The 17297-nt window shown below is 35.2% G+C and carries 20 protein-coding genes and 1 rRNA gene; 16 read left to right on the top strand and 5 right to left on the bottom strand.

What is annotated here, in order from left to right:
• The 4 genes from rrf to HNR27_RS08775 all read left to right on the top strand — a co-directional run.
• Window positions 1-104, top strand: a 5S ribosomal RNA gene (gene rrf / locus HNR27_RS08790); the annotation flags it as partial.
• Window positions 105-508: 404 nt separating this feature from the next.
• A complete protein-coding gene (locus tag HNR27_RS08785) occupies window positions 509-910 on the top strand; it encodes a hypothetical protein (RefSeq protein ID WP_429339495.1) in 402 nt (133 codons plus the stop codon).
• Window positions 911-1346: 436 nt separating this feature from the next.
• Complete coding sequence (locus HNR27_RS08780) at window positions 1347-2432, top strand: sensor histidine kinase (RefSeq protein ID WP_429339494.1); 1086 nt, start codon at window positions 1347-1349, stop codon at window positions 2430-2432.
• The gene (locus tag HNR27_RS08775; protein WP_429339493.1) at window positions 2432-3127 is read left to right on the top strand and encodes a response regulator transcription factor; all 696 of its coding nucleotides are present in this window, start codon (window positions 2432-2434) and stop codon (window positions 3125-3127) included. Before HNR27_RS08780 ends, HNR27_RS08775 begins: the two co-directional genes overlap by 1 nt.
• Window positions 3128-3449: 322 nt before the next feature.
• On the opposite strand, the gene HNR27_RS08770 is transcribed toward HNR27_RS08775, so the two are convergent.
• Together HNR27_RS08770 and HNR27_RS08765 are read right to left on the bottom strand one after the other, a co-directional pair.
• On the bottom strand, window positions 3450-3635 hold the full coding sequence (locus HNR27_RS08770) for a hypothetical protein (RefSeq protein ID WP_212922308.1): 186 nt from the start codon (window positions 3633-3635) through the stop codon (window positions 3450-3452).
• Between the two features lie 84 nt (window positions 3636-3719).
• Window positions 3720-4988: a BaiN/RdsA family NAD(P)/FAD-dependent oxidoreductase gene (locus HNR27_RS08765; RefSeq protein WP_429339492.1), complete on the bottom strand. Its 1269-nt coding sequence runs from the start codon at window positions 4986-4988 to the stop codon at window positions 3720-3722.
• Window positions 4989-5169: 181 nt separating this feature from the next.
• On the opposite strand from HNR27_RS08765, the gene HNR27_RS08760 reads away from it, so the two are divergent.
• The 6 genes from HNR27_RS08760 to HNR27_RS08735 all read left to right on the top strand — a co-directional run bounded on the left by HNR27_RS08760 (window position 5170) and on the right by HNR27_RS08735 (window position 10911).
• A complete protein-coding gene (locus tag HNR27_RS08760; protein WP_429339491.1) occupies window positions 5170-6792 on the top strand; it encodes a putative polysaccharide biosynthesis protein in 1623 nt (540 codons plus the stop codon).
• A gap of 12 nt (window positions 6793-6804) precedes the next feature.
• Window positions 6805-7518, top strand: coding sequence for a pseudouridine synthase (locus tag HNR27_RS08755; RefSeq protein ID WP_429339505.1), 714 nt, complete (start codon window positions 6805-6807; stop codon window positions 7516-7518).
• A 16-nt stretch (window positions 7519-7534) separates the two neighbouring features.
• Complete coding sequence (gene thpR / locus HNR27_RS08750) at window positions 7535-8092, top strand: RNA 2',3'-cyclic phosphodiesterase (RefSeq protein ID WP_429339490.1); 558 nt, start codon at window positions 7535-7537, stop codon at window positions 8090-8092.
• Between the two features lie 14 nt (window positions 8093-8106).
• Window positions 8107-9027, top strand: coding sequence for an NERD domain-containing protein (locus tag HNR27_RS08745; RefSeq protein WP_429339489.1), 921 nt, complete (start codon window positions 8107-8109; stop codon window positions 9025-9027).
• 1 nt (window position 9028) lies between these two features.
• Window positions 9029-9952, top strand: coding sequence for a diacylglycerol/lipid kinase family protein (locus HNR27_RS08740; RefSeq protein ID WP_429339488.1), 924 nt, complete (start codon window positions 9029-9031; stop codon window positions 9950-9952).
• Between the two features lie 152 nt (window positions 9953-10104).
• Window positions 10105-10911 (top strand): phosphotransferase, encoded by an 807-nt coding sequence (locus tag HNR27_RS08735; protein ID WP_429339487.1) that lies wholly within the window; start codon window positions 10105-10107, stop codon window positions 10909-10911.
• Here HNR27_RS08735 and HNR27_RS08730 read toward each other — a convergent pair.
• On the bottom strand, window positions 10903-11190 hold the full coding sequence (locus tag HNR27_RS08730; RefSeq protein WP_212922274.1) for a YtzH-like family protein: 288 nt from the start codon (window positions 11188-11190) through the stop codon (window positions 10903-10905). The two genes, HNR27_RS08735 and HNR27_RS08730, sit on opposite strands and share 9 nt — an antisense overlap.
• Window positions 11191-11270: 80 nt before the next feature.
• Here HNR27_RS08730 and trmB point away from each other — a divergent pair, with 80 nt between their 5' ends.
• Both trmB and HNR27_RS08720 read left to right on the top strand, forming a co-directional pair.
• On the top strand, window positions 11271-11912 hold the full coding sequence (gene trmB / locus HNR27_RS08725; RefSeq protein ID WP_429339486.1) for a tRNA (guanosine(46)-N7)-methyltransferase TrmB: 642 nt from the start codon (window positions 11271-11273) through the stop codon (window positions 11910-11912).
• Window positions 11913-12061: 149 nt separating this feature from the next.
• A complete protein-coding gene (locus HNR27_RS08720) occupies window positions 12062-12916 on the top strand; it encodes a YtnP family quorum-quenching lactonase (RefSeq protein WP_429339485.1) in 855 nt (284 codons plus the stop codon).
• 61 nt (window positions 12917-12977) lie between these two features.
• On the opposite strand, the gene HNR27_RS08715 is transcribed toward HNR27_RS08720, so the two are convergent.
• Window positions 12978-13292, bottom strand: a complete 315-nt coding sequence (locus HNR27_RS08715; RefSeq protein ID WP_212922277.1) for a PepSY domain-containing protein — start codon at window positions 13290-13292, stop codon at window positions 12978-12980.
• Window positions 13293-13467: 175 nt separating this feature from the next.
• Between HNR27_RS08715 and HNR27_RS08710 the strand changes: the two genes are divergently transcribed.
• Both HNR27_RS08710 and HNR27_RS08705 read left to right on the top strand, forming a co-directional pair.
• Window positions 13468-14532, top strand: a complete 1065-nt coding sequence (locus tag HNR27_RS08710; RefSeq protein ID WP_429339484.1) for a M42 family metallopeptidase — start codon at window positions 13468-13470, stop codon at window positions 14530-14532.
• A gap of 78 nt (window positions 14533-14610) precedes the next feature.
• Window positions 14611-15117, top strand: coding sequence for a DUF84 family protein (locus tag HNR27_RS08705; RefSeq protein WP_429339483.1), 507 nt, complete (start codon window positions 14611-14613; stop codon window positions 15115-15117).
• Window positions 15118-15186: 69 nt separating this feature from the next.
• Here HNR27_RS08705 and HNR27_RS08700 read toward each other — a convergent pair whose 3' ends face one another.
• Window positions 15187-15627 carry a YtoQ family protein gene (locus HNR27_RS08700; RefSeq protein WP_212922310.1) on the bottom strand — a complete coding sequence of 147 codons (441 nt, stop codon included), beginning with the start codon at window positions 15625-15627 and terminating at the stop codon, window positions 15187-15189.
• A gap of 154 nt (window positions 15628-15781) precedes the next feature.
• On the opposite strand from HNR27_RS08700, the gene HNR27_RS08695 reads away from it, so the two are divergent.
• Window positions 15782-16288, top strand: a complete 507-nt coding sequence (locus HNR27_RS08695; RefSeq protein ID WP_429339482.1) for a hypothetical protein — start codon at window positions 15782-15784, stop codon at window positions 16286-16288.
• Between the two features lie 198 nt (window positions 16289-16486).
• Window positions 16487-17290, top strand: coding sequence for a DUF1444 domain-containing protein (locus HNR27_RS08690; protein WP_212922281.1), 804 nt, complete (start codon window positions 16487-16489; stop codon window positions 17288-17290).
• Window positions 17291-17297 lie beyond the last annotated feature (7 nt).

Here is a 17297-nt window from a genome sequence, read left to right as displayed (position 1 = left end):
GGCGAGAAGGTCACACCTGTTCCCATACCGAACACAGAAGTTAAGCTTCTCAGCGCCGATGGTAGTTGGGGCATTGCCCCTGCGAGAGTAGGACGTTGCCAGGCAAAATTAAAAACCAAGAGATGTATATCATCTCTTGGTTTTATTTGTGTTTAGTAGATAAAACTATATGGATTTAGTTAATGGTATTCGTATGCCCAAAATAATAGATGCGTCGAATGTTTTTTTCGTAAAAGCATGCTTGTGTTCGATGGAAGTATCTCCAAATGTGGAATGGTATATTTCTAATCCTAGAATCAAGATAAATTAAAAAAGCATCTATCTGATACCGACCCCGAAGGTTAGAGTGAAAATAGCTAACTTTCGGGGTTTTTTTTGCTAAACACAGTGAAGAAGTTTATCAACCTAAATAAATTTAAGAAATCATTAATAAATGTTTAATGTTTTAATAAGGTATTACGTTTATCGTAATAGTAGTAAAGTTTAAACGAGGAAGGAAGTAGATAAAATGTCGAACAATAGCGCGTATAAAACCTTGAATTGGGGTTTTATTGCAGTACTATCCATTTTTGCACTTATTAGACCACTTATGAGTATTTTAGGAATATCAGATGCCATTGGAAAACCAGTCGTAAGCATCACTGCAACTATAATCATTTCAATTGTTTGGATAATAGCAGTTTATATAAAACAGGATTCCCAACCTATATTAACATTAGTTTTTGTAGGGATTGGTTACGGTATATTGGCAATCATTATTAGTGGTATTTTATCACCTATTCTTACGGGTCACTTACAAGGCCCTTTAACTAATCCATTTGCGATTGTCAGTGTCTTGGTTACAAACGCTATATGGGGTTTAATAACAGGCTTAATTGCCGGTGTCTTACTAAAGGTTAATGCAAACTAGAAATTTACTAGAAATCACTTTTGGATTTTTGTAGGCGACAAATCCGAGTAGTGATATCCTAATATTATAAAATTACACAAAAGGGTTCACCGCAAAAAACTAGTAGATCAATTTCTAGTATCATGCGATATAAATGTGGAAAGAACTCGAGAGGGCCTTGAGAAAATGCAAGTCTATAAAAAGTAGAGCATTTTTAAAGTAATTACATCCTATGAAATTAAAGTAGACGTTCATAAACTAACACCATCCAGTCTCGATTAACTTACAAAACGGAAGGTAGTTAAAAATCATAAAGTACTTCAATCAAAGGCTGTCGTAAAACGACAGCTTATTTTATATAATGACTATAACCGGGTTTTAAAATATATGAGTATATTCTTATGTTCGGGCTAAGTTATGCCATGGAACGAATTGATCAGGTAAGCAGGTGGTTATATTGTTAATCAAGAAAAAATTAATCTTATCCAATATAGGTATGATTATTATTCCAGTTATTTCCGTCTTTATCTTTGAAATATTGCTGGGCTACTTATTATTTATTGTTTTCAAAGGAAATCCTCACGGTAGAGAACTTGATTTATTTATTGGCCTTCGATTTATTGGTTTGTTAATCATTTTAATTATAACAAATGGGCTACTAACTTATTTTGTATCAAAAAGTATTATTAAACCGATAAAAAAGTTATCCAATGCGACAAGGAAAATTAGTGAAGGAGATTTGGATTTTAGTGTTGCATCGGATAAAAAGGACGAACTTGGTGCCCTTTCTAATACTTTTGAAAGAATGCGTTTGGATTTGAAAGATGCGAAAGCTAAACAATTACAATATGAAAAAGATCGTAAGGAACTCATTGCTAGTATCTCCCATGATTTGAAAACGCCGTTAACATCAATAAAAGGTTATGTGAAAGGTATTCAGGATGGGGTGGCAAATACTCCAGAAAAAATGGAAAGGTACCTCGAAACTATTTATAATAAGGCAAATGATATGGATGGATTAATTGACGAACTTTTTTTATACTCTAAACTAGACTTGGAACGGATTCCATTCAAGTTTGAGGATGTTGATCTTTATTCCTTCTTCAATGACTTTATTGACGAGCTAAAGCTTATTATTGAAAAAGACCAGGGGAGTGCCGCCCTTTTTGCCGATGGGGGAGAATCCTATATTGTGAAGGCAGATCGCGAGCAAATTAAGCGAGTAGTAACAAATATTATTCAAAACAGCTTTAAATATATGGATAAAGAATGTCAACAAATTGAAGTCCACTTAAAATCCGAATTGGATCATGTAGTCGTGAAAATAAAAGATAATGGAAGTGGAATCGCCAAAGAAGATATCCCATTTATTTTTAATAGTTTTTATCGGACAGATTCATCGCGAAACACGGGAACTGGTGGCAGTGGACTTGGATTATCAATAGTAAAGAAAATTATTAGTGAACATGGTGGAACTATTTATGCCGATAGCAGATTAGGTGAAGGTACAAGTATTAATTTCACACTAAAGAAGGTGTTATAATGCAAAGAATCTTGATTATCGAAGACGAATTAAGTATTGCAGAGCTAGAAAGGGACTACCTTGAAGTTAACGGATTTGCCAGTGATATTGCCACAACAGGTGAGGAAGGGCTTAAAAAGGCAGAAACAAATTCTTATAATCTAATTTTATTGGACCTCATGCTCCCGGGTATTGATGGATTTGAACTATGCAAACAACTAAGAAAAATAATGGATATTCCTATTTTAATGATTACAGCTAGAAAGGAGGATATAGATAAAATACGGGGTTTTGATCGTGGAGCAGATGATTATATTGTTAAGCCATTTAATCCTAATGAATTGGTTGCAAGGGTTAAAGCCCATTTATCCAGATACGAACGTCTAGTAAATCGTCATATGGAACCAAGCGATATTCACATAAGAGAATTGTCTATTAATCAAAACGCAAGACAGGTTTTTTTAAATGGTGAAGAGAGAACCTTCACCGCAAAGGAATTTGATTTGCTGGTATTTTTGGCGACAAATCCCAATAGAGTGTTTAGTAAGGAGCACTTATTTGAGCGTATATGGGGTTTTGATTCAATGGGGGATTTAACAACTGTGACGGTCCATATTCGGAAGATAAGGGAGAAAATAGAACCAGACCCTGCTAAGCCAAAATTTATTGAAACCGTTTGGGGTGTCGGCTATCGTTTTGTAAAGGTTGATTCGTAAAAAACAAATTAAATATATGATTTCTTAACTTCTTATTTGACCAATACAGGTTTGTATTGGCAAAGGTTAAAGTAAGGTGAGTTCAGTAGAGGCTACATGCAGGAATGTCTGGTGAGGTTATTACTGCAGTCTTGACCATTGAAGGGAAGAATTAGTAAAGCTAGAGCTAACAAGACAATTTTAAAAGTATATCTTTTGTATAATCATGCGCGATCAAAAGGAAAAAAGACTGGGATGAGTCCAGTTGAATACTAAACTCACTCCAGTCAATCAGTTATAGATTTAAACTTATGGGACTTATCACCCATAATGTTTTTTTAAACTAGGACATTCCAAATGTGCCAAGTTTTTGAGAGTTTCCTCCATTGCCACCCATTCCGGATACAAATGGAATCATCTTAGCAATAGTCTGGCCAAAATTTTGGTTGTTTTTCGCCATCGTATAATAAGTTGCTGCTCCAACTCCAACGGATGCAATAATTGGTAACCATATACCTTTCTTTTGCACTCGAAACCAACCCTTTCTATTTGGCTTTTTGTTGTCCCCGTACATTTATTAGAATGTCTCAAAAAACCGAAATGATAAGAGGAATCAAATACCAGTTGAGGAAGTGTCAAATGCTGCATTCATTCCAGCGAGTCTCCCTGTAACTAATGCAGAGGTGATATTATAACCACCTGTATATCCATGTATGTCTAATATTTCTCCACAAAAAAATAGTCGATCCATCATTTTAGACTGCATGGTGTGAGGAACGATTTCTTTTATGGAAACACCTCCTCCAGTTACAAATGCTTTTTCTAATGGAAGTGATCCATCTACATTGAAAGTAAATTGTTTAAAGTCATGTACAATTGACCTTAAGCCTTCTTTTGATAAATTAGCACCCTTTTGATCATCTTGGACATTATTTTTAGCTAGAATAAAATCCAAAAACCGTTCGGGTACTACTCCTTTCAAGATGTTTTTAACGGTCTTTTTAGGATTTTCTTTAACCCATTTACTGATTTCTTGTATTAATTCTTCTTCATGACTATCTGGTAACACATCTAATAGCATGGTTACCGAATTTCTTCCTTTCATAAGTTCCTTCACAACAAATTGGGAGCACCGTAGAACAGCTGGACCTGATATTCCAAAATGGGTAAAAATCATATCCATTTTATGCGAAATTATTATTTTGTTTTTTACATTTAACACGGAAAGAGAAATATCTCTTAACGATAAACCTTGAAGTATTTTTTGTTTGATAAAAGGATTTGGTGACGTTAGGGCAACCTCTGTTGGGTAAAGTTCTGTTATAGTATGTCCAGCTTTTTTTGCCCACGCGTATCCATCTCCAGTTGAACCAGTATAAGGTACTGCTTTTCCACCTACTGCTATCACAACTGATCTAGTATCAATTTTTTTACCGTCTTTAAGAATAACTGTATGATTATGTTCCCCGTAATGTACGGCCTCTACTGGTGTATTTAAATATATTTGTACTTGTAGCTCTTCTAATTTATGGATTAATGCATTTACGACTGTTTTTGCTGAATTTGAAACAGGGAACATTCTTCCATGGTCTTCTTCCTTCAGAGCAACACCAAGTCCTTCAAAAAAATCAATAATGTCATAATTATTAAACACTGAAAAAGCACTGTAAAGAAAGCGGCCATTACCAGGTATATGCTTGATAACCTCTTCTTGTGGAAGACGATTAGTCACATTGCAACGTCCACCTCCTGATATGGCTAATTTCTTACCTAATTTATTTCCTTTTTCTAGTAGTAGTGTTTTTGCACCATGTTCTGCTGCAGCAATAGCTGCCATTAATCCAGATGGTCCTCCACCAATCACTATTACATCATAGTTCAAGCACACTCATTCCCTTCCAAACTATTTTATCATTTCAGCTTGTTCTCCACAATTTTTAGTCAAAAAATAGTGATTATTGTCGAATACTATATTTGTGTTATCTCAAGTTATCCATACCTCTTGTTGTGTGATAAAATAGGCTTAATGTGTATTATTTTATATTGTAGATGCGGGTGAAAAAATGTCGAAATCAACCATGATTAGAGGTGCGTTTTTACTAACAGCAGCCTCTTTCTTATCCAAATTTTTAGGAATGATCTATGTTATTCCTTTTAATGCTATGGTAGGTGAACAAGGAGCGGCCTTGTACAACTATGCCTATGCACCATATGGTATATTAATTTCAGTAGCAACTGTAGGGATTCCTGCTGCTGTATCTAAATTTGTGTCAAAATATAATTCTTTAGAGGACTATTATACTGGCGTGAGGATGTTTAAAACTGGAATGTCCATTATGGCAGTAACAGGTATCCTTACGTTTTTAGCTTTGTTTTTTAGTGCAGAATTCATAGCAAAGCAAATTATTACAACCGATAAGTTTGATAATACAGTAGAAGATGTAACAATGGTAATTCGGATGATTAGTTTTGCATTAATTATTACCCCTTCGATGAGTATTTTTAGAGGATTCTTTCAGGGGAATCAATCCATGGGTCCTACCGCTGTATCACAGGTAATTGAGCAGGTTGTTCGCATTGTCTTTTTATTAATTACTACATTTTTAATCATGTATGTTTTTAAGGGAACGATGTCTTTAGCGGTTGGATTTGCAACATTTGCAGCTTTTATTGGGGCAATTGGATCTTATATTGTACTCCTGACATATTGGAAGAAACGAAAACATTTTCTGGATCAAAAAATTGCACAACAAAAATATGTTCATGATGTTCCGAAAAAGGAACTATTACGAGAGCTATTTATGTATGCAGGACCATTTGTAATCGTTGCTATTGCAATACCATTGTTCCAGTTAGTAGATAATTTTACATTCAACAGGGCGATGGATGCAATTGGGCAAGCGGAGATATCTGAAACCGCATTAGCTGTTATTAATGTATTGGGGCATAAGTTAGTAATTATTCCTGTTACACTTGCGACAGGGTTGTCATTAGCTATTATGCCTGCGATCACTAACTCCTTTACAGCTAAAGCGACTTCTCAATTGAATCATCAAATTAACCAATCCATACAAATTATTATTGCATTAGTTGTTCCTGCGTCTATTGGCTTAACCTTGTTATCGAAGGAAGCCTATGGAACTTTATATGGTGGAATTGAAAAATTAGATTTCACAGGATCACTTCTTGGATGGTATGCACCAGTTGGAATAATTTTTGCTTTAATTAGTGTTACCGCGGCTATCCTTCAAGGGATAAATCAACAAAATCATGCTGTAATAAATTTAACTGTCGCTTTATTAATTAAAATTATCTTTAATATGCAATTAATCCATATGTTTGGCGCCAAAGGATCTATCTTTGCAACCGCAATTGCGGGTGGTGTCGCTGTTGCACTTAATTTAATACGAATTAATCGTGCTATCAATTTTTCATTCAGACAAATTTTTAAGCGAACGATATTAGTTGGAATATTTGTCCTTATTATGAGCTTGGTAGTGGTTAGTATAAAACTAATAATCGGATTTATTTTCTCCTATGAAGATTCACGATGGGGATTAATGCTTGTTTTAATAGTGGGAGTTATTTGTGGTGGATATGCTTATTTATGGTTTGCCTACAAGTCCACTTTCTTAGAGCGGATATTTGGAGAACGGGTAAGGAAACTTGGGAAAATATTTCGTTAATGAGGTGTCATGATGAGATTAGATAAACTACTAGCGAATATGGGACTTGGCTCGCGTAAAGATGTTAAACAATTGATAAAAAGTAAACGTGTTCTCGTAAATGATCAAGTGGTAAAGGACAGTGGATTAAACATCAATCCCATTCATGACACCGTACTTCTTGATGGTGAAATAGTTGAATATAAACCATATATTTACTTAATGATGAATAAACCTCCAGGCGTGATTTCAGCTACGGAGGATAAATTTGACCAAACTGTAATAGATTTATTACCTTCTAAATACAAGCATTATAACCCATTTCCTGTAGGACGCCTAGATAAGGATACTGAGGGTTTACTTCTTTTAACGAATGATGGTCAATTAGCACATCAATTGCTTTCACCAAAAAAGGAGGTAATAAAAACATATTATGCTAAGATTCTGGGGAGGGTAACCAAAGAGGATGTAGCTAAATTTTCGAAAGGTGTACAATTAGAGGATGGTTACCAAACAAAGCCCGCAGTATTAAACGTCCTTTCGGGAGGAGACATCTCTGAAATAGAGGTAAGCATAACAGAAGGTAAATTCCATCAAGTGAAACGAATGTTTGAGGCTATAGACAAGAAGGTTATATATTTAAAACGTCTTAGTATGGGGGATTTAGTACTTGATAAAACTTTAGCCTTAGGTGAGTATCGTGAACTGAATGCGGAGGAGCTTTCCTATTGTCAATCAATCAAATAATTGTGAGGGAAGTAAAATGAATACACCCCATTATTTTATTGCAATCCCAGTTGCTGCTAACGTAAAAGAAGAATTTGCTAGATGGCAGGAAGAACTTAAAACGTTTGTATCTTATAAGCAATGGCCATGGAAAGAAGATTTACATATAACGTTGAAATTTCTAGGAGCAGTTGAAGAGGAAAGGATTATACAACTTCAAGAAGTACTTCGAACTATTTCTAAGCAAAACCAATTTTCAATATCAGTTGGTGGAATTGGTACGTTTGGAAGACATAATAGCCCTAGGGTGTTATGGGCTGGTGTCGAAAAGACAGAGCCATTAGAAATCTTATTTAAACAAATTGAAGATGCTGTTACTTCTATTGGTTTTCCAAAAGAAACTAGACCATATACTCCACATATAACATTAGCAAAAAAATGGAATGGGAATGATGTTGGCCCAGAAAAATTAAAAGAAATTAAGGAACATTATCAGGAGCTAACATTCCCGATGAATGTAGATTCCTTCGTGTTATACCAGATCTTCCCGTCTAAGCGGCCAAAATATGAAGTGGTAGAATTATATAAGCTATAGCAGGAGGTGTGTAGATGGCACAATTAATCAAGATGCAAAATTATGTATCCCGATATGAGTGGGATATGTATCGCTACCCTAGTCAATTTATTCGTCTTAAACAAGATAATTGGAATAAGCTTCATTATCTATGGCGTAATCAGGAGCCCATTGCCACGACTCGAGAAGAAGAGATGCCGAAGCAATCCAGGTGGAAGGGATTATTGAGAAAAAAACAGCCGGAAGATTTCCTGCAAACTTCTGATATAACGGAAGAAAGACTTCCTAGTACAGAAGACGAACTTAAATTGCATTTCTTAGATCAGCTATTTCAATTCCAAGTGAAGTGGGCAACCTCAACGGTATCAAATGTATCATTTATGGACAGCAAATATCATACTGATCCGACACTTAAGTATTTTTTGCAGCGTTTTCCAGACACATATCTTGTTATGTATTACCCTATTTTTGAGATTCGTAATGCGCCTATAGAAAGTGAAATTATCTTTATTAGTCCAATTGGAATTGAAATAATTTATTTGCTAGAGGAGAAACCGGATACGATTATAATGGCTTCAGATGAACGTAGCTGGGTTTTGGAGCATGGTAATCGACAAACAAAGCGCTTAAGCCCTTTATTCGCTTTAAAGCGTACAGAGAAATTGATTCAGGGAATACTGAGTAAATATGATGTTAAAATTCCGATACAAAAAGTTGTTCTATCAAGAACAAATATTATTAACTATATATCAGAACCATATCTTACTAGAATTATAGGAAAGCAAGATTATGATGTTTGGTTTAAAGAAAAGCGTTCATTAGCCTCCCCGTTGAAAGGCATTCAAATAAAAGCTGCTGAAGCTCTTCTAAAGCATTGTCAGTCCATCTATGTAAGACGCCCAGAGTGGGAAGAGGAAGAAACACAGGGTTTTGTATTTGAAAATGGAGAAGAATAGTATGTACGTATTTATTGTAAACCCTGTAGCTGGCAATGGTCGTGGCGAGAAAATCTATCGTCGACTTAGTAAAACGGATTTTTTTAAACGATTGGATTCTAAAGTATATATAACAGCTTTTCAGGGACATGCAGAGAAAATCGCAAGGCAACTCGTTCTCCAAGCTCATACAAATATAAAAACAATTATCGTGGTTGGTGGAGATGGGACGATTCATGAGGTAGTAAATGGAATAGGGAATAGTAGAATTCCAATAGGCTATATTCCTGGAGGCTCTGGAAATGATTTTGGACGTGGATGTAAGGTTAGAGGGACACCAAAGCAAATGTTACGAAGGATTGTTGAGGATTCTGATGTTACTCCTTATTGGATAGGTGATTATTTATTAGAGAATGGCGAAAAGCGCCACTTTGTGAATAGTATTGGATTTGGCTTTGATGCTGAAATTGCAGAACATGCGAATCAATCGGTATATAAAAAATTATTAAATCGATTTCATATCGGTAAGATTACTTATGTTATTGCACTTATTTTAGTTTTATTTAAATTTAAACCGTTTGAAATCGAAATTGAAGTCGATGGAACTAGACAAGTTATTAAGAAATGTTGGATGGTAACCATTGCTAATCATCCATATTATGGTGGTGGTATGAAAATAATTCCAACAGCTAAAATTCAACCACAACGAATGCCGGTTCTTATTATTCAAGATATATCGAAATGGAAGATTCTAGGTTTATTTTTAACGGTTTTTACAGGTAAGCACACCTCTTTTAAAGAAGTTACGGTTATAGAGGCTGAGAAGGTTAGTATTTCCTCTACTAATCTAATTTTTTATCAGGTAGACGGACAAACAAGTAAATGTAACACATGCACATTATTGAAGAACAGTCGGGAAATTCAAGTTTTAGGGACAAATATCTAGTAAACTATCAAATTATTAACATGTATTTCCAAGGCTAAATTTTAGACAGGTATCTTGAAAATAATGATAGAATTCGTTAATCTATAATCATGTCTGTTTTTAAATAAGCTAGATTTAGTTATAGATAAATTAGTTGTTTAAGGAATGGTTGGATGGATTGGATAGGCAAAGTATTAGATAAAGAATGGGATATCATGCCAGCAGGTGGATTAACAGGAGAGGCATTTGTAGCAAGGAAAGGTTCAAAGCAACTTTTTCTAAAGAGAAATTCATCGCCATTTTTAGCAGTATTATCTGCGGGGGGCTTCGTACCGAAGCTAGTGTGGACGAAACGACTGGATAATGGTGATGTTGTAACTGCTCAAAAATGGCTTCCGGGAAGAGAATTAAGACCAGCTGAAATGCAACACAATAGAGTCGCTGATCTTATTCATAAAATCCATCATTCAGCAGAGCTTTTCTCCATGCTGTTACGTTTAGGTAAAAAGCCAAAAACAGCTGAGGATCATTTTCAAACCATTCGCCAACGATTGTTGACCAACCAGCTTGAGGGTTTCTCTATTGAAATTAGAGAAGGAATCGATAATTTATATAAACATTTAGATGTTACTCGGCAACAACGATTAACTGTATGTCATGGCGACATCAACCATCACAATCTATTATTAACAGATACAGATGAATTATATTTAATTGATTGGGATCAAACCATGATTGCTGATCCAATTGCCGATTATGGTATGATTTTAAACTCATATATACCAAAAGAAAATTGGAATAATTGGTTGAAAAGATATGGTATCACATTAAATAGACAATTTATTATTCGAATGTATTGGTACTTGATTGCTGATTCCTTAGCATTTTTATCCTTTCATTTTGAACGGGATGAAAAAGATAAATTTGAGGAGAGGCTGGAAAAGCTTCAAGATCTGAACATGCAAATGAAATTACTGTAAATTCGATTGCTCGATTGCACTAATCCAATTATTTATATTGTCTTTATTAGAAAGAATATGTTCTTCGTGATTCTGTACACTTTCACCTTGCCTACCGTAATTGTATATTTCAGGTAAGAGTTGTTGAATCTGTTCATTGGTGATGCTATTATTTGCCATTATTGATTTAACTAAGCGTTTTATTTGTTGATATTCTGAAATTTGTGCACAGCATTCTGATTGATGCTCGTCTAACAAATCTGTAAGTAATTCTAGTTGATGATTTACATTTAATGTCATCTTTTTTCACCTCATCGACTAGTATTCGATATTTCACTAAATTTATGTATAAGTATCAAATAGAAAGAGGTGCAGCTCTGTTGCGACAACGAAATAAACCTTGGGCAGATACGTATTTACTAGAACATACTAATTTAGTAATTCCCAACCCAAGTGAGTATAAAAATAAGTGGCAAGAGCTATTTGGTAATTCTAATCCAGTCCACGTAGAAATAGGAACCGGAAAAGGTCAATTTATTACTGGGATGGCTAAGCAGTATCCTGACATTAATTTTATCGGGATTGAATTGGCAAAGAGTGTAATAGTTACTGCAGCACAAAAGGTCACTGAATCAGGTCAGAGTAACATTCGTCTCATAAACGAGAATGCAGAAAACGTAATGGATATATTCGGGAGTAATGAGATTGCTGCCATTTATTTAAATTTTTCTGATCCATGGCCGAAAAATCGTCATGAAAAAAGAAGACTTACATTTCATGCCTTCTTAAAACGATACGAAGATGTATTAAATCCATCCGGTGAATTAGTTTTTAAAACCGATAATCGAGGCTTATTTGAGTATTCATTAGTTAGCTTCTCCAATTACGGTATGGTTCTAAAAGAAGTAAGTCTTGATTTACATCAATTAAACGATCCTGAAAATATTATGACAGAATATGAGGAAAAATTCTCCGCAAAAGGTCAGCAAATCTATCGTTGTAAGGCAGCATTCAAGAAATAATCGGATTTTTATCATATGTTCTAAATATAAGAAGGGTGTTCGCTCATTAAAAGCTTCCGAACGCCTTTCTTATTCGTATCATTTGTTAACGTTTTCATTTTGATATACTGTTTGATAAACTCTTAGTAGGAAAGAAAGGGGAGTATATAATGGAATCATTACAAATAGGAAGGGGAAGGATTACCTGGTTAAATGGTGGGGTCAATTTCCTAGATGGGGGAGCCATGTTTGGCGTTGTACCAAAGCCATTATGGGGAAAAAAATATCCTTGCAATGATAAAAACCAAATTGAATTAAGAACAGATCCTTTGTTATTTCAAATCGATGGAAAAAATTTGCTAATCGATACAGGAATCGGCAATCACAAACTAACAGAAAAGCAGCTGCGAAATTTTGGTGTGTTAGAGGAATCGTCTGTGGAGTCATCCCTTAGCGAATTAGATTTATCGACAGATGATATAGATATCGTATTAATGACACATCTCCATTTTGATCATGCCTGTGGGCTTACGAGTAGGACAGATGAAGGCGGCTATGCATCGGTATTTAGAAACGCAGATATATTCACGACGGATATAGAATGGGCAGAAATGTGCAATCCAAATATTAGGTCCATTAATACGTATTGGGAAGAAAATTGGAAACCAGTTGAACATCAAGTAAAGACCTTTCAGCAAGAGATTGAACTATTACCAGGCTTAAGAATGATTCATTCTGGAGGACATAGTGACGGCCATGCTATTATCGTTTTTGAGGATAGTGGTGAGATGTTCATACATATGGCGGATTTAATGGCTACAAATGCACATCAAAATAAATTATGGGCAATGGCCTATGATGATTATCCGGTTACTTCCGTACATCAAAAAGAAAAATGGATGGACTTCGGCTATCAAAGAAATGCATGGTTTACATTTTATCATGATGCTTATTTTCGTGCGATAAAATTTAATAAATTTGGTGAGCAAGAAGATGTTGTTAGAAGAGAAAGATATGAATATTAAAATGAGAAAATGGGTCTGTGCTAAGAAAGTTTTTTAGTGCACAGACCCATTGTTTGACTATTTAGATGGATTCTATCACATCAATGACAGTACCAGTAGTTGCATCTGCATAAAATTCATACTGTTTATTTTGCCCGTCTATATTTCGTGTTACACCACCATGATAAGCAGTGTATTGTAATCCGTTTTTTTCAATGGTCTCTGGTTTCATATAAATCCAAGAGCCACTGATTGGTCCGAGTTTTTTAAAGGTTTCTTTCACTTTTACTAATGCTTTTTCTGGTGTTGTTTTTTGATTTCGGTTTAGCTGTTGCTTTGTAACATACCCTGCTGCATAGCCTAAGCCTGCAGCTAAAACTGTCTTTTTCCAACTCATTACCTATCACCTCATGTGTAGATTGGTTTTCATTACTATTATTCCCTAAGTGTATGGTAGTAAGTATAACGTAAAAGCCTTAAAATTAAAAATATATTAAGCGTTCTTAATGGAAACAAGGATAGGCATTCGTTATACTAAAATGGTATGATACATATTTAATGGAGGGGTACCTATGAATCAAGAAACGTTAGAATTATTTAAAACGCTAACAGAATTACAAGGCGCGCCTGGGAATGAACATCCAGTCCGAGCTTTTATGAAATCACAATTAGAGAAGTACTCTGACGAAGTTATTCATGATAATCTTGGTGGTGTATATGGGGTAAAACATGGTACAGGTCCACGGGTAATGGTGGCTGGTCACATGGATGAAGTAGGATTTATGGTCACTCAAATAACAAAGCAAGGATTAATTCGCTTTCAGACGCTTGGTGGCTGGTGGAACCAAGTACTACTAGCACAACGAGTACAGATTATGACAGATAATGGTCCTGTGATTGGGGTTATTAGCTCTATTCCTCCACATAATTTGACAGAGGAACAACGTAAGAAACCAATGGACATTAAAAATATGTTAATTGATATTGGTGCCGATAATAAAGCAGATGCTGAAAAAATTGGAATTAAGCCAGGCCAATCCATTGTTCCAATCTGTCCATTTACACCAATGGCAAATCCTAAAAAGATTTTAGCAAAAGCATGGGATAATCGTTATGGCTGTGGTCTTGCGATAGAATTATTAAAAGAACTACAGAACGAGGTACTTCCTAACCAATTATACTCTGGGGCAACCGTACAAGAAGAGGTTGGTCTCCGCGGTGCAAAAATTGCAGCAAATTTAATAAATCCAGATATATATTATGCATTAGATGCATCACCAGCAAATGATATGACAGGTAGTGATAGTGAATTTGGTCATTTAGGGAAAGGTGCATTATTACGTATATACGATCGGTCTATGATTACACACCGAGGAATGCGAGAATTTGTATTAGATACTGCAGAGTCTAATAATATTCCTTATCAATATTTTATTTCACAAGGTGGAACAGATGCAGGTAGTGTACATCTTTCTGGAAATGGTGTACCATCTGCAGTTATTGGAATTTGCTCACGCTACATTCACACATCTGCATCAATTATTCATGTTGATGATTATGCAGCTGCTAAAGAGCTATTAATTAAGCTTGTTAAAGCAACTGATCAGAATGCGGTTGACATGATACGTAAACAATAATCTAATAAAACAGCTGCCCTTGGGAGCAGCTGTTTTTTAATCTCGTTATTCACCCATTTTCAGAAGGAGATAATTGCCATGAACATAATTGTAGGCTCAAAAAATCCAACTAAAGTTAATGCTGTACAAGCAATATTCGAAGATGCTGACGTAAAAGGCATAGAGGTTCCATCACTCGTATCTGCTCAGCCTTTTTCCGATGAGGAGACAATGGAAGGGGCAATAAACCGTGCAAAGCAATGTGCTAATTCAAGGTCTGGAAGTGTTGGCATAGGACTTGAAGGCGGTGTCATGTATGTTAGGGATGAATTATATTTATGTAATTGGGGAGCGCTTGTAACGCCAACTGGAGAAGTATTTGTAGCTAGTGGTGCGCGAGTTGTATTACCAAGAGATATTGAAATCGAACTTAAAAAAGGTGTCGAGCTGGGAATTATTATGGATGAATATGCTCATAAGAAAGGTGTATCTAAAAAAGAGGGTGCAATCGGAATTTTCACTAATGGGTTATTGAATCGCATGGATATGTTCTCCCAGGTTGTGGTTTTACTAAAAGGACAATGGGATTTCTGGAAGGATAAGTAGTCTTACAAATAGGGTTAGTCGCTAGCTAAAAGTTGCTAGACTAACCCTATTATTTATTAAAATGAAAAATTATTCAAAAATATAACCGATAACATCTAATGCTTGATCAATCGTTTCTACGGTAACATTTGCTTTATTCGAAAGTTCTTTTAGTGGGTGTATGAGACTCTTCGGGCGAATAATAATGGTTGGTTTATTCATCGTAATCGCAACACTTGTATCCATCGCTGTATTCCATTGTTTATATTGTTCACCAAAAAGTGCGATGACGATATCTGCCTTTTCCATCAATACTTGCGTTCTAAAATTATTTATATCAGAAGCAGCATCATCCTTGTAATAACTGCCAGGTTGTTTTCCTAGAATCTCTTCCCCAATATTATCAGAACGATCATGGTTTGTTTGAGGACCTACAAGCTTTAATGGCAGCTGACGTTCCTGTGCTTTTTTCTTTACTTCCTCACGCCAATTATCATGAATTTGACCCGCTAAATAAACGATAAACTCCATCATACTTCCCTCCATTTTTCACTACTATTCATTTATATTAATAGTAACGAATGAATGGGGAAATGGGAAGTTATTTGGTAGGAATGCTTGAAATATCTCGAAATAATAGTAATATAAAATATGGAGTAGGCTAAAAGTAGGGGGATAAGTGAAGATGACAAAGACTACTTATATTGTAACTGCCTTGTTAGTACTTTTTATTTTTGTATTGAGTACAGTTAACTATCAATCAGAGGACAGGGTTATAAAGGAAGCCGGGGAAGCGGCCCAAACTATTTTTAGTAATGAAGATATCCCAGAAGAGAATTTTCAGGGTTCATACTTTTCTTTCTACTTGCCTAAGGATATGGAAGCGACAGAAGCCGATGCGAATAATGCTGTACTTCAGCACGGTGATCAAATGTTTATTGTTTTTTATAATCCACTGGAAACGAAAAAGAGTGATTTAAACTTCAATGCAGCTCAAAATAAGGAAGCAATTTTGTTGGAGTCCTTTAAGGATGAAGAAAAGTTTGGTTATATTCGTATTCTTCCGGAAAAAAAAGATTATGAATTGCAGGTAGGTGTAGGTGGTGTAAAGGTGACGACCTATACCGAAAAAAGTGAAATTATTGAAGATGCCGAAAGAATTATGAAAATAGCCCTATCAATTGTAAAGTAAAGATAAGACTCTCGCTAGCAATAAGCATTGTGCTAGCTTTTTCTTTTTTACGAAAAGTAAAATGGTTGACATGGATATTTAGTATAATAAGATGAATAAAGAAAATAGTCTTAAATGAGGTTTTTGTGTTTTCCTAAACCATAAGGAGGTGACAACCTGGTTGTTATGAAGAAAATATAAAATAACCGGGTGTATTATATGAAAATGACTAGTCTTACGATGAGTAGGCTTTTAAAGGATAGGCTAATCCACCCTGATTATCATACGGAGTATAATAGGGAAAATGGAACCTTCCGTGTAGAATGGAAGAACTCCAAACAGGGTGTGACCATTAAGCTTTCAAATATAATTAGTAAATACAGTATTCGTGGTGAAGAAGCAATAGATGAATTAATAGAACATATTGATGAGTCACTAAAAATTATGAATCAATCGTATCAGCTTGAAGGAAAGGAAAAAAATATATTTCCTGTCATACGCTCTACCTCATTTCCAACGAAATCAAATGCTGGTTTAGAGCTCGTATGGAAGGATCATACTGCAGAAACAAGGATATTTTATGCTTTAGATTTAGGGAAATCCTATCGATTGATTGATTATTCTATGCTAGAAAAAGAAGGATGGGAGAAGAACCGAATTGACGAAATTGCATCCTTCAATCTACGATCGCTTGAAAATGACTATAAGCTTGATACAGTTGCAGATAATGATTTTTACTTTTTTGCTAAGCAGGATGGATACGATGCGAGCAGAATTTTAAATGAAGCATTATTAGAAGAGATGAAAGCGAATAGTAAGGGTGATTTAGCAGTTGCCACACCGCATCAGGATGTATTAATTATTGCTGATATTCAAAATAAAACCGGCTATGACATTTTAGCGCAAATGACCATGCAGTTTTTTACCGAAGGAAGAATACCAATTACTTCGTTACCATTTATATTTGAGGATAAGAAATTAACACCGATTTTTATTCTTGCTAAAAATAGACCCGAAAAATAATTAGGAA

Source organism: Ornithinibacillus bavariensis (genome assembly GCF_050433565.1).
Taxonomy (GTDB): domain Bacteria; phylum Bacillota; class Bacilli; order Bacillales; family Amphibacillaceae; genus Ornithinibacillus; species Ornithinibacillus bavariensis.
The sequence above is the reverse complement of the archived record's forward strand: the minus strand, read 5'-3'. Positions and strand labels throughout refer to the sequence as shown.

What these genes read in the sequence shown, in the direction of transcription:
- HNR27_RS08785 (WP_429339495.1), top strand. Translation starts at nt 509, where the DNA reads ATGTCGAACAATAGCGCGTATAAAACCTTGAATTGGGGTTTTATTGCA.
- HNR27_RS08775 (WP_429339493.1), top strand. Translation starts at nt 2,432, where the DNA reads ATGCAAAGAATCTTGATTATCGAAGACGAATTAAGTATTGCAGAGCTA.
- HNR27_RS08760 (WP_429339491.1), top strand. Translation starts at nt 5,170, where the DNA reads ATGTCGAAATCAACCATGATTAGAGGTGCGTTTTTACTAACAGCAGCC.
- HNR27_RS08755 (WP_429339505.1), top strand. Translation starts at nt 6,805, where the DNA reads ATGAGATTAGATAAACTACTAGCGAATATGGGACTTGGCTCGCGTAAA.
- thpR (WP_429339490.1), top strand. Translation starts at nt 7,535, where the DNA reads ATGAATACACCCCATTATTTTATTGCAATCCCAGTTGCTGCTAACGTA.
- HNR27_RS08745 (WP_429339489.1), top strand. Translation starts at nt 8,107, where the DNA reads ATGGCACAATTAATCAAGATGCAAAATTATGTATCCCGATATGAGTGG.
- HNR27_RS08740 (WP_429339488.1), top strand. Translation starts at nt 9,029, where the DNA reads ATGTACGTATTTATTGTAAACCCTGTAGCTGGCAATGGTCGTGGCGAG.
- HNR27_RS08735 (WP_429339487.1), top strand. Translation starts at nt 10,105, where the DNA reads ATGGATTGGATAGGCAAAGTATTAGATAAAGAATGGGATATCATGCCA.
- HNR27_RS08730 (WP_212922274.1), bottom strand. Translation starts at nt 11,190, where the DNA reads ATGACATTAAATGTAAATCATCAACTAGAATTACTTACAGATTTGTTA.
- HNR27_RS08720 (WP_429339485.1), top strand. Translation starts at nt 12,062, where the DNA reads ATGGAATCATTACAAATAGGAAGGGGAAGGATTACCTGGTTAAATGGT.
- HNR27_RS08715 (WP_212922277.1), bottom strand. Translation starts at nt 13,292, where the DNA reads ATGAGTTGGAAAAAGACAGTTTTAGCTGCAGGCTTAGGCTATGCAGCA.
- HNR27_RS08710 (WP_429339484.1), top strand. Translation starts at nt 13,468, where the DNA reads ATGAATCAAGAAACGTTAGAATTATTTAAAACGCTAACAGAATTACAA.
- HNR27_RS08705 (WP_429339483.1), top strand. Translation starts at nt 14,611, where the DNA reads ATGAACATAATTGTAGGCTCAAAAAATCCAACTAAAGTTAATGCTGTA.
- HNR27_RS08700 (WP_212922310.1), bottom strand. Translation starts at nt 15,627, where the DNA reads ATGGAGTTTATCGTTTATTTAGCGGGTCAAATTCATGATAATTGGCGT.
- HNR27_RS08695 (WP_429339482.1), top strand. Translation starts at nt 15,782, where the DNA reads ATGACAAAGACTACTTATATTGTAACTGCCTTGTTAGTACTTTTTATT.
- HNR27_RS08690 (WP_212922281.1), top strand. Translation starts at nt 16,487, where the DNA reads ATGAAAATGACTAGTCTTACGATGAGTAGGCTTTTAAAGGATAGGCTA.